Source organism: Sporosarcina sp. Y352 (assembly GCF_056786535.1).
This window is the reverse complement of the sequence record NZ_JBXCJE010000004.1, coordinates 259,161-272,631: the sequence shown is the minus strand read 5'-3', so window position 1 is coordinate 272,631 and position 13,471 is coordinate 259,161. Positions and strand designations below refer to the sequence as shown.

The 13,471-nt window shown below is 44.4% G+C and carries 15 protein-coding genes; 9 read left to right on the top strand and 6 right to left on the bottom strand.

Annotated features, from left to right (window positions below; translation table 11 throughout):
- Nucleotides 1-285 precede the first annotated feature (285 nt).
- A complete protein-coding gene (locus AC1TO6_RS08885) occupies nucleotides 286-1,305 on the top strand; it encodes a ThiF family adenylyltransferase (RefSeq protein WP_482101242.1) in 1,020 nt (339 codons plus the stop codon).
- Nucleotides 1,306-1,314: 9 nt separating this feature from the next.
- Nucleotides 1,315-1,836 (top strand): MogA/MoaB family molybdenum cofactor biosynthesis protein, encoded by a 522-nt coding sequence (locus AC1TO6_RS08880; protein ID WP_482101241.1) that lies wholly within the window; start codon nucleotides 1,315-1,317, stop codon nucleotides 1,834-1,836.
- Between the two features lie 323 nt (nucleotides 1,837-2,159).
- On the opposite strand, the gene moaC is transcribed toward AC1TO6_RS08880, so the two are convergent.
- A complete protein-coding gene (moaC, locus tag AC1TO6_RS08875; RefSeq protein ID WP_482101240.1) occupies nucleotides 2,160-2,651 on the bottom strand; it encodes a cyclic pyranopterin monophosphate synthase MoaC in 492 nt (163 codons plus the stop codon).
- A gap of 61 nt (nucleotides 2,652-2,712) precedes the next feature.
- Here moaC and AC1TO6_RS08870 point away from each other — a divergent pair, with 61 nt between their 5' ends.
- From AC1TO6_RS08870 to moaA, 6 genes are read left to right on the top strand one after another with little or no spacing between them, the layout of a single operon-like run.
- Entirely contained in the window at nucleotides 2,713-3,969 is a 1,257-nt protein-coding gene (locus tag AC1TO6_RS08870) for a molybdopterin molybdotransferase MoeA (protein WP_482101239.1), read from the top strand.
- Nucleotides 3,966-4,478, top strand: coding sequence for a molybdopterin-guanine dinucleotide biosynthesis protein B (gene mobB / locus AC1TO6_RS08865; protein WP_482101238.1), 513 nt, complete (start codon nucleotides 3,966-3,968; stop codon nucleotides 4,476-4,478). Before AC1TO6_RS08870 ends, mobB begins: the two co-directional genes overlap by 4 nt.
- Nucleotides 4,465-4,905: a molybdenum cofactor biosynthesis protein MoaE gene (locus AC1TO6_RS08860; protein ID WP_482101237.1), complete on the top strand. Its 441-nt coding sequence runs from the start codon at nucleotides 4,465-4,467 to the stop codon at nucleotides 4,903-4,905. The genes mobB and AC1TO6_RS08860 overlap by 14 nt, the downstream gene beginning before the upstream one ends.
- 2 nt (nucleotides 4,906-4,907) lie before the next feature.
- A complete protein-coding gene (gene moaD, locus AC1TO6_RS08855) occupies nucleotides 4,908-5,141 on the top strand; it encodes a molybdopterin converting factor subunit 1 (RefSeq protein ID WP_482101236.1) in 234 nt (77 codons plus the stop codon).
- The gene (gene mobA, locus AC1TO6_RS08850) at nucleotides 5,138-5,710 is read left to right on the top strand and encodes a molybdenum cofactor guanylyltransferase (protein WP_482101235.1); all 573 of its coding nucleotides are present in this window, start codon (nucleotides 5,138-5,140) and stop codon (nucleotides 5,708-5,710) included. The genes moaD and mobA overlap by 4 nt, the downstream gene beginning before the upstream one ends.
- Before the next feature lie 4 nt (nucleotides 5,711-5,714).
- A complete protein-coding gene (gene moaA, locus AC1TO6_RS08845) occupies nucleotides 5,715-6,725 on the top strand; it encodes a GTP 3',8-cyclase MoaA (RefSeq protein ID WP_482101234.1) in 1,011 nt (336 codons plus the stop codon).
- A gap of 121 nt (nucleotides 6,726-6,846) precedes the next feature.
- Here the strand turns inward: moaA and AC1TO6_RS08840 are convergent, their stop codons facing one another.
- The 5 genes from AC1TO6_RS08840 to AC1TO6_RS08820 all read right to left on the bottom strand — a co-directional run bounded on the left by AC1TO6_RS08840 (nucleotide 6,847) and on the right by AC1TO6_RS08820 (nucleotide 12,343).
- The gene (locus AC1TO6_RS08840) at nucleotides 6,847-8,373 is read right to left on the bottom strand and encodes a tripartite tricarboxylate transporter permease (protein WP_482101233.1); all 1,527 of its coding nucleotides are present in this window, start codon (nucleotides 8,371-8,373) and stop codon (nucleotides 6,847-6,849) included.
- 18 nt (nucleotides 8,374-8,391) lie between these two features.
- Nucleotides 8,392-8,841, bottom strand: coding sequence for a tripartite tricarboxylate transporter TctB family protein (locus AC1TO6_RS08835; protein ID WP_482101232.1), 450 nt, complete (start codon nucleotides 8,839-8,841; stop codon nucleotides 8,392-8,394).
- A 55-nt stretch (nucleotides 8,842-8,896) separates the two neighbouring features.
- Nucleotides 8,897-9,916 (bottom strand): Bug family tripartite tricarboxylate transporter substrate binding protein, encoded by a 1,020-nt coding sequence (locus AC1TO6_RS08830; RefSeq protein ID WP_482101231.1) that lies wholly within the window; start codon nucleotides 9,914-9,916, stop codon nucleotides 8,897-8,899.
- Nucleotides 9,917-10,056: 140 nt separating this feature from the next.
- Complete coding sequence (locus AC1TO6_RS08825) at nucleotides 10,057-10,749, bottom strand: response regulator (RefSeq protein ID WP_482101230.1); 693 nt, start codon at nucleotides 10,747-10,749, stop codon at nucleotides 10,057-10,059.
- Nucleotides 10,733-12,343 (bottom strand): ATP-binding protein, encoded by a 1,611-nt coding sequence (locus tag AC1TO6_RS08820; protein WP_482101229.1) that lies wholly within the window; start codon nucleotides 12,341-12,343, stop codon nucleotides 10,733-10,735. Before AC1TO6_RS08820 ends, AC1TO6_RS08825 begins: the two co-directional genes overlap by 17 nt.
- Nucleotides 12,344-12,474: 131 nt before the next feature.
- Here AC1TO6_RS08820 and AC1TO6_RS08815 point away from each other — a divergent pair, with 131 nt between their 5' ends.
- Nucleotides 12,475-13,437 (top strand): 2-hydroxyacid dehydrogenase, encoded by a 963-nt coding sequence (locus AC1TO6_RS08815; RefSeq protein ID WP_482101228.1) that lies wholly within the window; start codon nucleotides 12,475-12,477, stop codon nucleotides 13,435-13,437.
- Nucleotides 13,438-13,471 lie beyond the last annotated feature (34 nt).

The following is a 13,471-nucleotide window of genomic DNA, read 5'->3' as shown; positions in this document are numbered from 1 at the left end:
CTCAAAAGTTTAAATTCGACTTATCGGCTCTACGCGTGTTAGAAAATGAACATCACTATCTAGCGTATTTAATGAGCGGCTTGCATACAATTGTTCTGGCTTTTGACTCGCTTCAATTTATCGATTTTCCGAAAGAAGACTCCACCTTCACGCGTATGAAGGGCGTAGCCTCCCTTAGAAGCTTGGACGACTCGTTTAAGCGGTGGACGGTTATGTCGGTGGTCGTAGGAATCTCCCACTTCTAAATGAAGTGAATGTGAGGGTGGTTCAAAGGAGGAGTAGACATTGGAAAACCGCTATTCAAGACAAACGTTGTTCAAGCCAATTGGGAGACCTGGGCAGGACAAGTTAAGTTCTTCCCACGTTATTGTTATTGGGTGCGGAGCTTTAGGTTCAGCTATTTCAGAGACTCTTGTCCGAGGTGGTGTGCGAAAACTAACGATTGCAGATCGGGATTATGTAGAACCTTCAAACTTGCAAAGACAACAGCTGTTTACTGAGCAAGATGCGCGGGACGGTATACCGAAAGTGGTTGCTGCTGAAATTCGGTTGAAAATGATTCGGGAAGACATTGACATCGTAACTGTGCTTGATCATGTAGATGGACCTATTATGGAACAAATTATCGCTGACGCTGACTTAATCATGGATGCGACGGATAACTTTGAAACACGTCTGCTAATAAATGATATCGCATGGAAAAATAATATTCCTTGGATTTATGGGGCTTGTGTTGGTAGTTCAGGTACGGTATTCCCATTTGTACCCGGTCAATCGGCATGTTTCCGCTGCTTATTGCCAGTCTTGCCGTCAGTTAACGAAACCTGCGACACGTCGGGAATTATTGCACCTGCAGTGCAAATTACAGCTGCACATCAAAGTGCAGAGGCACTGAAATGGTTAACAGGGAATATAGATGCAATGCGCAAGAAGCTATTCCATTTCGATGTGTGGAACAATACTCATGTAGAAGCAGGGATTTCCCGTATGCGAAACGAAGTATGTGAGACATGCGGAAATACGCCGACGTATCCAGCGCTACATCGTGCAGGAGGAACCGGATACGCGGTATTATGCGGTCGTGATACGGTCCAGATTATACCTGAAACAGGTCGTTCATTGACGTTAGTAGATGGAGAAATAGTTGCTAAGCGCCTGGGGAAACCCTATAAAATGACTCCTTTTTTTGTGGAATTTAACGCAGAGGGCTATCGTTGTATATTGTTCAAGAATGGGCGCTTGTTAATTCACGGATTGAAGGACATGAAGATAGGTCGTAAATTATACCATCAACTTTTTGGGTAAATCGGAGGAATGGGCTTGTCGCACTTAAGTGAAACTGAAAAAGAGAAAAAACTAGTTTTTTGTGTCTTGACGACGAGTGATACACGTAATGTGTCGAATGATCGAAGTGGTTGGACAATTCGTCAAAAGCTTGAATCCGCAGGACATCATGTATTTGAATCATGGCTTTGTCAAGACGATGCAATGGAAATTGAATCTATTGTCGAAGAATGGTTGAGGAATCCTAACGTAAATGCGATTATTTCAACAGGCGGCACGGGCATTGGTTTCCGTGATGTCACAATCGAAACTATATCTCCCTATTTTACCAAGAAAATAGATGGATTCGGCGAGTTGTTCCGTTATTTGAGCTATACGGAGGATGTCGGATCGAAGGCGCTGTTAAGCAGGGCGGCAGCAGGTGTAGTGAAAGAAAAGGCGTTTTTCGCACTACCCGGATCCGTGAAAGCAGTGGAACTTGCAATGGACAAGCTAATTTTGCCTGAGATTCACCATATAGTGCATGAACTTACAAAACACTTAAATGACTGAGTCAATTTCAAAATAGGAGATTTAGTATAAAATCCGAACAAGGTTGATTTACACTCCAGGCGGACGCTTTCCGCGGGCACGGCTTCAATCTCCTCGTCACTGCGTTCCTGCGGGGCTTTCAGCTATGGAAGAGTGAACTTCTTTCTCTTCCTAGCTTTTCCCGCTGGAGTCGCCGCCTTCCGTTACAATCAACGGAAATCCACGTAAAAGAATAATCGATTACGAGATTTCATTAATATTAGAGTCTTCAATCAAAATGAACAATTATGAAATTAGTTCGACTGACAATAAAAAAGCTCACCTGAAGTGAGCCTTAGAGCTAATTACAATTGTCTTTCATAATCTCCATTTTTACCGCCAGTTTTACGCAAAAGCATTGTCGGGCCGATGACCATTTCTTTGCCGGCCGCTTTGCACATGTCGTAAATAGTGAGTGCAGCAGCGGAGGCAGCAGTCAGTGCTTCCATTTCAACACCGGTTACGCCTTTTGTCTTTACTTCAGCTTCGATGAGTACTTCATAATGAGCGGCTACTTCATCGATGTTCCACTCAAACTGGATATTAACACCGGTCAAAGGGATTGGGTGACACATAGGAATGATGGAAGAAGTACTTTTTGCTGCCATGATTGCTGCGACTTGAGCGACTGCGAAAACATCGCCTTTCTTGTTTGTGCCTTCTGTGATTTGTGAATGAATTGTTTCATTAACGATGATGGATGATTTGGCGATAGCTGTCCGTGTCGTTTCTACTTTGTCGGAAACATCGACCATTTTTGCACGGCCTTGTTCGTTGAAATGTGTGAGCTCTGACAAGGGAGTCATTCCTTTCGAGAATACATAATAAAATTAGTATAGCAGAAGGGGAGGGAAATATATGGTGGAAATGAGAAAGCCGATTCAAGTATCGGAAGCTATCGCACTTATCGTGGAGAACAAATACGTAACAAAAACAGAGATGATTCCGCTTGAGCATACATATGGAAGAATACTAGCCGAACCGGTTATTGCAAAACACGATGTACCCTCATTCAATAGATCACCGTATGATGGATTTGCGGTCCGTGCTTCGGATACGGCGGGTGCATCGGGAGAGAATCGCATCAAGTTCACAGTGATTGGTGAAATAGGCGCAGGGCATGTAGCGGATCGGGGAATCGGTCGCGGAGAAGCGTACAGAATCATGACAGGTGCTCCGATTCCGGATAACGCAGATGCTGTTATTATGTTGGAACAAACGATTGAAGGACAGGATAGTTTCACAATACGAAAACCATTCAGCCGAGACGAAAATGTTTCCTTTAAAGGCGAGGACTCCAAGAAAGGTGAGCGTCTTGTGGAAGCGGGAGCGTTCATCCATCCGGGTACGATAGCACTTCTGGCAACGTTCGGTTATGCAGAAGTCAAAGTCGCGAAACGTCCCAACGTGGGCATACTGTCGACAGGCACGGAGCTGCTGGAAGTTTCCGATGAACTTGTACCGGGGAAAATTCGTAACTCGAACGGACCGATGATTGCAGCACAACTTACACGTATGGGAATTAGCTACAAATCATATGGCATGCAAGAAGATGATCTAGATGCGTGCACTGAAATCGTTGAAAAAGCGCTCATTGAAACTGATTTATTAATTACGACAGGTGGTGTTTCTGTTGGTGATTATGATTATTTACCCGCAATCTATGAACGATTGGGAGCGAGGGTTTTATTTAACAAAGTTGCGATGCGTCCGGGAAGTGTAACGACGGTCGCCGTTCTTGGTGAAAAGCTATTATTCGGTCTATCGGGAAATCCGTCCGCTTGTTTCACAGGATTTGAATTGTTCGCTAGACCCGCCATTCTTGGTATGCAAGGTGCCAACACGCCTTATATGCCGCGCATGCAAGCGAAATTAGGAGAAGATTTCGCAAAGCCAAACCCTTTTACCCGCTTCATTCGTGCATTCTGGGAAATGACGACGGAAGGTTTAGTTGCAGTACCCGCAGGTTTTAATAAATCCAATGCGGTATCATCGATTGCCCGGGGGAATTGCTTAATCGTACTTTCAAGCGGGACGCGCGGTTACACAGCGGGAACTCAAGTTGATATTTTGTTGCTAGGATCTGAACAAGGCGTTGGTGAGTGGGAATTATGAAGACGCTCCAAGTTGTCGGTTATAAAAATAGCGGAAAAACGACACTTACATCGAGATGGATTTGTTTGTTGAAAAACAAAGACTTTTCAGTCGCTGTATTAAAGCATCATGGCCACGGTGGACAGCCTGCTATGCCAAATCCATCGACAGATACGATGCAGTTTTTTGGTAGTGGGGCAGATGTTTCAGTAGTTGCAGGTGGTGGCGCGGTTCAAATCCTGTTGAATGAAGAGCCTGAATTCGCCGAACTTAAGATGCTGGCCGCAATCAACAAACCGGATATTTTACTCATCGAAGGGTATAAGAAAGAACAAGGAGAGAAAGTAGTCCTTCTTAGAGATGCTTTGGATTGGGCGTCGTTAAGCGAATTGGATGGTATTCAGCTTGTTATCGGGTGTCCAGAAATTACGGTAGATAGTTCGCATATTGAATCCGCGCTGGATGTTGAACAGCTCGATTCGTGGTTACTTAACTGGATTGAAAAGGAGGATTGTGATGAAACCGTTTGAAATTGTTGAAACACCGATTGAACCGCAAAAGTACTCCGATTACGTTCTCCATGCCGGTGCTGGTGCTGTCACTGTGTTCACAGGGCATGTGCGGGAATGGACGCACGGAGTCCGTACATTATATTTGTCATACGAGGCGTACGTTCCGATGGCGGAAAAAAAACTGGCGGAAATCGGGGCGGAAATGGAAGCGAAATGGCCTGGCGTGAAAGCGGCAATCGCCCATAGGATTGGGGAGATGCATATTTCGGATATTGCTGTCGTCATTGCGGTGTCTTCACCGCATCGTAAAGCGGCCTATGAAGCGAATGAATATGCGATTGAACGCATCAAGGAAGTCGTACCCATCTGGAAAAAGGAAATCTGGGAAGACGGCGAAGAATGGATTGGTGGTCAGAAGAAATATCCGGAAAAGGGGATTGAGTAGATATGATCAAAGTGAGTTATTTTGCGAGGTTGCGTGAACTTACTGGCAAGCCTGAAGAAACAATCAATCGTGAATCAATGACTGTCCGCGAGCTGCTGGACTGGGCGGAAACGGCGTATCCAGGTTTTGGAAAAAGTACCGTACATGTTGCAGTGAATGAGGAGTATGCCTTAAAAGAAGATGTTATCCAATCGGGCGATATATGTGCATTCATTCCACCGGTGAGCGGGGGATGACGAAGACGGTTGGTATCGTCCTTGCAGGTGGACAATCAAGGCGCTTCGGTTCTCCGAAAGCGTTCGCCAAACTGGGAGAGCAGTATTTTTATGAAAGAGCAAAGGATGCTCTGGAGACAATCTGTGACGAGGTCATTGTCGTGACGCAACAGAATCTGTTGGAGCGTTTTCCGGCAGACGTTGAAGTTATTATCGATAAACCTGAGTATGCAGGACTCGGTCCGCTTGCAGGGATCCTGTCCGTGATGGAATCCGTGGAAGCGGACCGCTATGCGGTGTTGCCGTGCGATATGCCGTGTATAGATAGTCAGGTCATGTTAAAGTTGGTAGAACACCACGACAAAGGCGTTACTGGGGTTGTTTCGGATGGACGGTATCATCCGCTCGTATCCATTTGGGATAAGCAATTAAAACGGGCGGTGAAGAAGTCTTTGGAAAACGGTCAACTGAGTGTTATGAAGTTACTGACTCATAGCGATGTTATGTGGATAAATGGAAGTGTATTGACCGACGATGAAAAGCGAATGTTTACAAATGTGAATACACCGGAAGCCCTGGAAAGGGGATGAAGTTTTGGAAGCGATTCTAGATAAACTCGGACGACCGATTCGGGATCTTCGGATATCCGTGACGGATCGATGTAATTTCAGATGTGCCTACTGTATGCCGAAAGAAGTTTTTGGTGATGATTATGTGTTTCTTCCGAAAAACGAACTTCTTTCCTTTGAAGAAATCGAGCGGTTAGCCAAATTGTTTGCTTCACTTGGCGTGAAGAAGCTTCGCTTGACCGGTGGTGAACCGCTTATGCGACGTGATCTGCCGAAATTAGTTGAAAAGCTGATGAAGATTGAAGGGATTGAAGATATCGGTTTGACGACGAACGGTGTGTTGCTCAAACAATACGCCCAGCCCCTTTATGAAGCAGGTCTTCGTAGGTTGAACATGAGCCTCGACGCACTTAACTCGGATATTTTTGGGAAACTGAATGGGCGTGGGATTAAACCGGAACTAATCCTTGCAAATATTGATTATGCTCAAAAGGTCGGCTTTGAAATCAAAGTCAATATGGTTGTTCAAAAAGGCGTCAATGAAGGTGAAATTCTACCGATGGCTGCTTATTTTAAAGAGCGGGGTATCACGCTGCGATTCATCGAATTCATGGACGTCGGCAATGATAATGGATGGAGCTTCGAAAAGGTCGTCACGAAAAAAGAGATTTATGACATGATTTCCGCAGTCCACGGGATTGAACCTGCAGAAGAAGATTATTATGGTGAAGTTGCAAAAAGGTATAGATACTTGGATAACCGGGCACAAGTGGGTTTCATAACATCTGTTTCGGAGTCGTTTTGTTCGACGTGTACACGTTCCAGGCTGTCATCGGACGGTAAATTGTATACGTGTTTGTTTGCTTCGGAGGGATTCGATGTAAGGGAATTGATTCGCAGTGGAATGACGGATGCAGAATTACTCGATGCCATCACAAGAGTGTGGGAACGTCGCGGCGATCGTTATTCGGATGAGCGCACTGAACAAACGGTGAAAAACCGGAAGAAAATCGGTATGAGTTATATAGGTGGGTGAGAAGGTAATGACGGGTGGCGTGCGTTGTTTAGTTCATCTGAAACGTTGCTTACTCCATTAAAGAATAAAAGCGGATTACCTTTTCTCCAAGGCAATCCGCTTTTGAAATTTACGTTATTTATTATCCTTCATCTTCCACAACAACTGACCGTCCTTTGAGTTTCAATAACATTGGAATGACAAGCCATAATACAGCTACAATGATGAAAATAAGTGAAAGCGGCTTTGTAAAGAAGATGCTGAATTCACCGTTTGAAATGGTGAGTGCCCGCCGCATATTATTTTCAATCATCGGTCCCAGAACAAGCGCTAAAACTAGTGGAGCTACCGGATAATCATTTTTCGATAGTAAATAACCAGCTATACCACAACCAAGCAACAAGTATAAATCGAATGTCGTATACTGTACGGCGTATACCCCGAAAAATGAGATTGCAATGATGATTGGTAATAAATATTTCTTAGGTGTTTGAATGACTTTTGCAAACACACGAACGAGTGGCATATTCAGTACTAACAGCATCAAGTTGCCGATAAACATACTTGCAATGAGTCCCCATGCGATATCCGGGTGCTCGTCAAAGAGAAGAGGACCTGGCTGAATATTATACATAATAAGTGCACCCATTAGTATAGCTGTAGTGCCGGAACCCGGGATTCCTAATGTTAGTAAAGGAATCATTGCACCGCCGGAAGCTGCATTATTTGCCGATTCTGGACCCGCTACTCCAGCAATGTTACCTTTTCCGAAACTCTCGGGATTTTTACTGAACTTCTTCTCCGTTATATAGGAGAAGAAAGATGCGAGTGTTGCACCGGCACCTGGAAGTACTCCAATGAAAAAACCGAGTAGAGAACCGCGTACAATAGGAACAGCGCTGTCTTTCATATCTTGTTTGGTCGGAAGGATGCGGTTAATTTTTGCAATCGCTCCGTCTTCTTCATCACGCTCCAATACCGTCTTGAATACTTCACCGAGCGCAAACAATCCGACAGCAATTGTTAAGAATTCCAATCCTGAAAAGAGAATCGGTTGATTGTATGTAAAGCGGGCAATTCCTGAAACTGCGTCAATGCCGATTGTTCCGAGCATAAGACCAAAAACGGTCATCATTAATGCTTTCGTCATCGACTTTCCGGCGAGTCCGCTTACCGCAGCCAAACCCAATAACATTAAGGAAAAGTATTCTGCAGGGCCGAACTTGATTGCGACATTGGAAAGCGGTTGCGCAAGTAGTACAAGGCCGATCAGCGAAATGATTCCGGCGCAAAATGAGCCGATTGCTGAGATTGCCAGAGCTGCACCGGCACGTCCTTGCCTAGCCATTTGATAACCGTCGAGCGTCGTGACGACAGACGAAGATTCACCGGGGGTGTTCAATAAAATTGAGGTCGTGGAACCCCCATACATTGCTCCGTAATAGACACCGGCCAGTAAAATAATTGAACTGGCAGCCGCGGCCTCAGTCGGCATTCCTGAAGTAATCGTTGCTGTAACAGGGATGAGGAGGGCGACTCCGCTCATCGGACCGATGCCGGGTAACACGCCGACTGCCGTACCGATGATGACCCCGACGAATGCGAATAATAGATTATGCCATTGAAAAGCTACACTGAACCCATCGGCTAAAAACTGTAAGGTGCTCATAGTTTAACTCCTTTCACGCTAAAATACAGGAAATCCTGGCAATGACCCGCCAAGAAGTTTCGCGAACAAATAATAAATTCCAAATGAAAATGCCGCTGCAATGATGAAGGAGGGTAGTAATCGGCCACGTTCCATTGTTTGGAAAGAAATAAGTAAAAACAAGAACGTTGAGACGACGTATCCGACCTTTTCCAATAGAAATGCATACAAAACCGCGCTTACAATGATAATAAGGAATTTCTTGTATTGAAGCTTCATTTCAGCTGTCTTTTCGGTTTTGTGTTTAAATGTTTCGTATAGCAATCGGAGACTTAAAAGAATTAGAATAACGCCAAGCCACATTGGAAAAATTTTAGGTCCAACTGATGAACCATACGCACTGTCCGAAATTCTCTGGCTTTCGATTACAAATAAAAGGCCAATCAGTAAAAAAGCGATGCTGCTGTATCGATCGAATGTTTTACTCATAGTCTTTGACACCTCCTTAAAAGAAAAGGCGGCTACTGAAGCCGCCCGAATAATGTTATTTTTGCATTCCGAGTGCTGTTAACAATTCCACTATAACTTTGTCCTGTTCTTCCAAATAAGTCGTGAAGTCGTCCGCATTTCGGTATTCACTTTCCCAACCATTCTTCTCGAGTTCCGCTTTCCATTCATCTGTTTCCACCATCTCAGCTAGTTTTTTAGACCAATAATCAGTAGCTGTTGCAGACATTTCTTTTGGACCGAAAATGCCGCGCCAAATTGTGAATTCGGCGTCAATCCCTTCTTCTTTAAAAGTAGGAACTTCTGTTAATTCACCGCTAAGACGTTCTGAGGAACTGACAGCAAGGACACGGACATCACCGGATTTCATATACGCGCCAATCGTTGAGGCATCAGTAGCGATAACGTCTGCATTTCCGCCTAGTAACGCTGCGACAGCCTCTCCGCCGCCATCGTATGATACATATTTCACTGTTTTTGGATTAAGTCCATATTCAAATGCTGGTAAAACACCGACAAGATGATCCATCGATCCAGGAGCGGATCCGCCGGCAAGTGTAACCGATTTCGGATCTTTTTTGATAGCTTCCAACACATCTTTCAACGTTTTAAACTCTGAGTCTGCCTTGACGACGATTGCTCCATAGTCACGTGTCAGCTGTGCCAAAGGCGTTGTATCTTTATAGCCGTAAGGACTGTTACCTTCAGCTTTATTGTTATTGATCAAAATTGGTGGAGATTTTACAAGAAGAACGTGATCATTTTTCGCTTCTTTTGTTGCGAATTCCGCCATATAAACAACACCACCGCCGCCTGGTTTGTTTTCAACTACTATGGACTTATCGATTAGCTTGGTTTCGCTCATCGTTTTTGAAATTGCTCTGGCAGTTAAGTCCCATCCACCGCCTGCACCGGATGGAGCGACAATTGTTATATTACTTTCCGGATACTTAGATGTAGCGCTTTCAACTTTCCCTTCAGATTCTCCCAAAGAACATGCAGCTAGGCTGAGTGCCAATATACTTGCCAAGGCAACTGTTATTAATTTTTTTCCCATCTTCTAAAAATCCCCCTTTAAATTAAAATTGGTGATAGCGCTTTCATTCGCTATCACCAATCTATCAGAATATTTATATAACTAAAAGTTAACGTTTATAAGTTCGATAATGAAGTTAAACGTCATACTGTTCATTCTGTTCATGGTTTTTTGATAAAGTATCTTCTTTCCGGGCGCCCGACAGAACCGTATATAAGTTCTGTATATGCCCTTTTTTCCGTAACGAGGTATTCCAAATAACGTCTAGCGGTCGAACGGCTCACGCCGATTTCCAAGCCAAGTGTTTCTGCAGTAATACCGCCTTCCATACTTTTAATATGATTCACTACTTTTTCTTTCGTTATGGGATCGATTCCTTTTGGCGGAATGATTTCTGTATTCGATGCAACGGATGTTGTTTTATTCCAAAGGGATTTGATGGAGTCCTCTCGCATAAGCCCTTCACCTGCAAGTGTTTTCCTCTTTTCTTTGTAAGAAAGCAGGCTCTCTTTAAAACGATCGAATGTGAGAGGTTTTAAAATGTAGTCTATCACTCCATGGCGGAATGCCTTTTTCACAATTTCGATTTCTGCCGATGCGGTTATAAAAATGATATCCGTTTCGGGGCTATTTTCATGGATGAATCCCATTAGCTCTGTTCCAAGAGTGTCGGGCAAATAGACGTCCAGTAATACTAAATCTGGCAATAGTGCTGTAATCCAATCTTTCGCTTCGTCGCCGGTATGCGCGGAACCTACGATTGTGAAGCCTTCTATTTTCTCAATGAACCGTTTGTGGATGTCTGCAATTCGTATATCGTCTTCAATAATTAAGACTTCAATCAGTTTCGACATACGGAAATCCTCCTTTCGGGATAGAAATGATGAACAATGCACCGCCTAAATCACCTTTTTCAAGCGTAACGGAACCACCGAGATTCTTCACATTTTCTTCTACTTTCACCAATCCGTATCCGCGGTCTTCCCGATCTTTTGTAGATACCTTTTCCTGAAAAAGTACATCCAACACTTCATCGGCTATCCCAAGTCCTGAATCTTCCACTTCAATTAAGATTTCTTCCCCGTTATCCAAGATGAAGATGCGGACCATCCGCTTCTCTTCAGGACAAGATTCCGTTGCTTCGAAGGCGTTTGTAACCAAGTTTCCAATGATCGAAACGAAATGATTTTTTTCCAAGTGTTTTGGGAGACTTTTTAAGAAACTGTCTTCGTCAAGAAGGAAGCGAACTTTCAATTCTTTTGCCCGATTGAAGAAACCGATGACGATTCCACCGAGGAATGGGTCTTGTAAACGTTTTGTTACGAACTGGATAAGTGATTGGTGTTCGGCTGTCTCATCGTGAATCAGGCTTAGCGCCTCGTCATATGAATTGAGTTGAATAAGTCCTGAAATGGTATACAGGAAATTTGTGTATTCATGCGTTTGTGCCCGAAGTGCTTCTGTATAGCGTTTCACTTGTGATAATTCCATTGTAAGTTGGTCGATGTCCGATTGTAATCGGAAAGTTGAGACAGCACCGACGATTTGTTTACCGATGAGAATCGGGTTGCGGTTTACAATCACCTTTTTTCCGTGGATTTCCATCGGTTGATCGAGATGCCTTTCTCCTGTTTCAAGAACCTTTGGAAGGAGAGTGTTTGGAAGAACATCCTGAATTGTTCGACCGATAAGTTCAGCCTGATTGTGCAGGGAAAGCGTATCATAAGCGGCCATATTCACCGTTGTGATGATACCTTTGGCGTCTACCATTATAATTCCTTCGCGCACGGACTCGATAAGTGCATTCCGTTCAGTGAACAAATTTGCTATTTCCGCGGGTTCTAAATTGAAGAGTTCTTTTTTTATATTGCGGGCCAGAACGCTTGAACCAAGGATACCAAGGATAATTGCGATTAGTACGATGTAGAATATGTTATCTACATACTGAAAAAAGATCGAAGAAATATCCTCTCTTAAGAAACCGACGGAGACAATCCCAGTGATCACACCATCCTCGTTAAATACTGGGCTTTTCCCGCGCAGAGCATCCCCAAGAGTTCCGGTCGCCTCAGAAATATAGGATTCACCTAAAAGGAGTGCGCGTTCATTATCATCACCGACCATTTTTTGTCCAATTCTTTCAGCAACAGGATGAGCGTACCGGATGCCTTCGCTGTTTCCAATTACGACATATTCAGCTTCCGTTTTGAGTCGCACCGCTTCTGCAATGGGTTGCAATGCGTCCGTTGGATTAGCCTGTTCAAATGCCGCTCGAACATCGGGTCGATCCGCTGTTGTCCTGGCTATACTCAAGGCCCGGTCTCCAATCTGTTGCTCAATACCTTGCGACATCGTGAAGAAGAAGGAAACGCCGATAATAATTGCAATTACGGAAACAAACAATGCGCCATATGAAAAAATACGTGACTGTAAGGAAGTAGGTAACATGATATTCAACTCCGAATCTTGAAGTAATACATTTCTAAGTGCAGCTAGCAATCTGTTTGAAGCTAGTTGCTAATCAAATGCCACTCTTTATATGCTACACTATTGTCAATTATGGGAATAGGGGGATCCGAATGAAACCAAGAATCTTTATTACAAGAAAGCTGGATGACCGAGTGGTGGCACCGCTCCAGGAGAATTTCGATGTGCGAATGTGGGAATCGGAAAGTGAGAAGGTTCCGCGTGAAATTTTATTGAAAGAAGTGGCAGAAGCCGTTGCACTTTGGAGTGTTACAGCGGATTCCATCAATCAGGAGGTATTTGCAGCAGCGCCGAAGTTGAAAATTGTTTCAAATATGGCGGTCGGTTACAACAATATTGATATTGAGGCAGCGAAAGAAAAAGGTATTATCGTAACGAATACGCCAGGAGTGTTAACGGAAACGACGGCGGATCTTACATTCGGACTCCTTCTTGCGACAGCGAGGCGTATGATGGAAGCGGAAAATGCTGTTCGTAAAGGCAATTGGACGTCTTGGTCTCCGATGGGCTATACAGGCATGGATGTCGGTGGTGCGACACTTGGCATTATTGGCATGGGACGGATCGGTGAAGCTGTTGCACGACGGGCGAAGGGGTTCGATATGCGCGTCCTTTACAATAATCGCAACCGAAAACTTGAAGCGGAAGCGGAGCACGGTTTTGAATTCATGGAGCTGGATGAACTGTTGGCAGAAGCGGACTTTGTTGTCATCCTTACGCCTCTAACGCCTGAAACGGTGGGGCTAATCAGCGCGAGAGAGCTAAAGCTTATGAAAAGTACAGCAGTTCTCATAAATGTCTCACGCGGCGGAATCGTTGATGAGGTAGCTTTATTCGATGCGCTGAAAGAGGGCACAATTTGGGCGGCAGGACTCGACGTGTTCGAAACAGAACCCGTTCCGCACGATAATCCGCTTCTGACACTACCGAATGTAACGGTCCTTCCGCATATCGGCAGCGCCAGCATTAAGACACGCCTTGCAATGATGAACTTGAACGCCCAGGCGATTACTGCTGTACTTGAAGGGCGAGATCCGGAAAATCGAATTGTTTGATGAAGGATTCGAATACAACCGTGTCGAATTGATT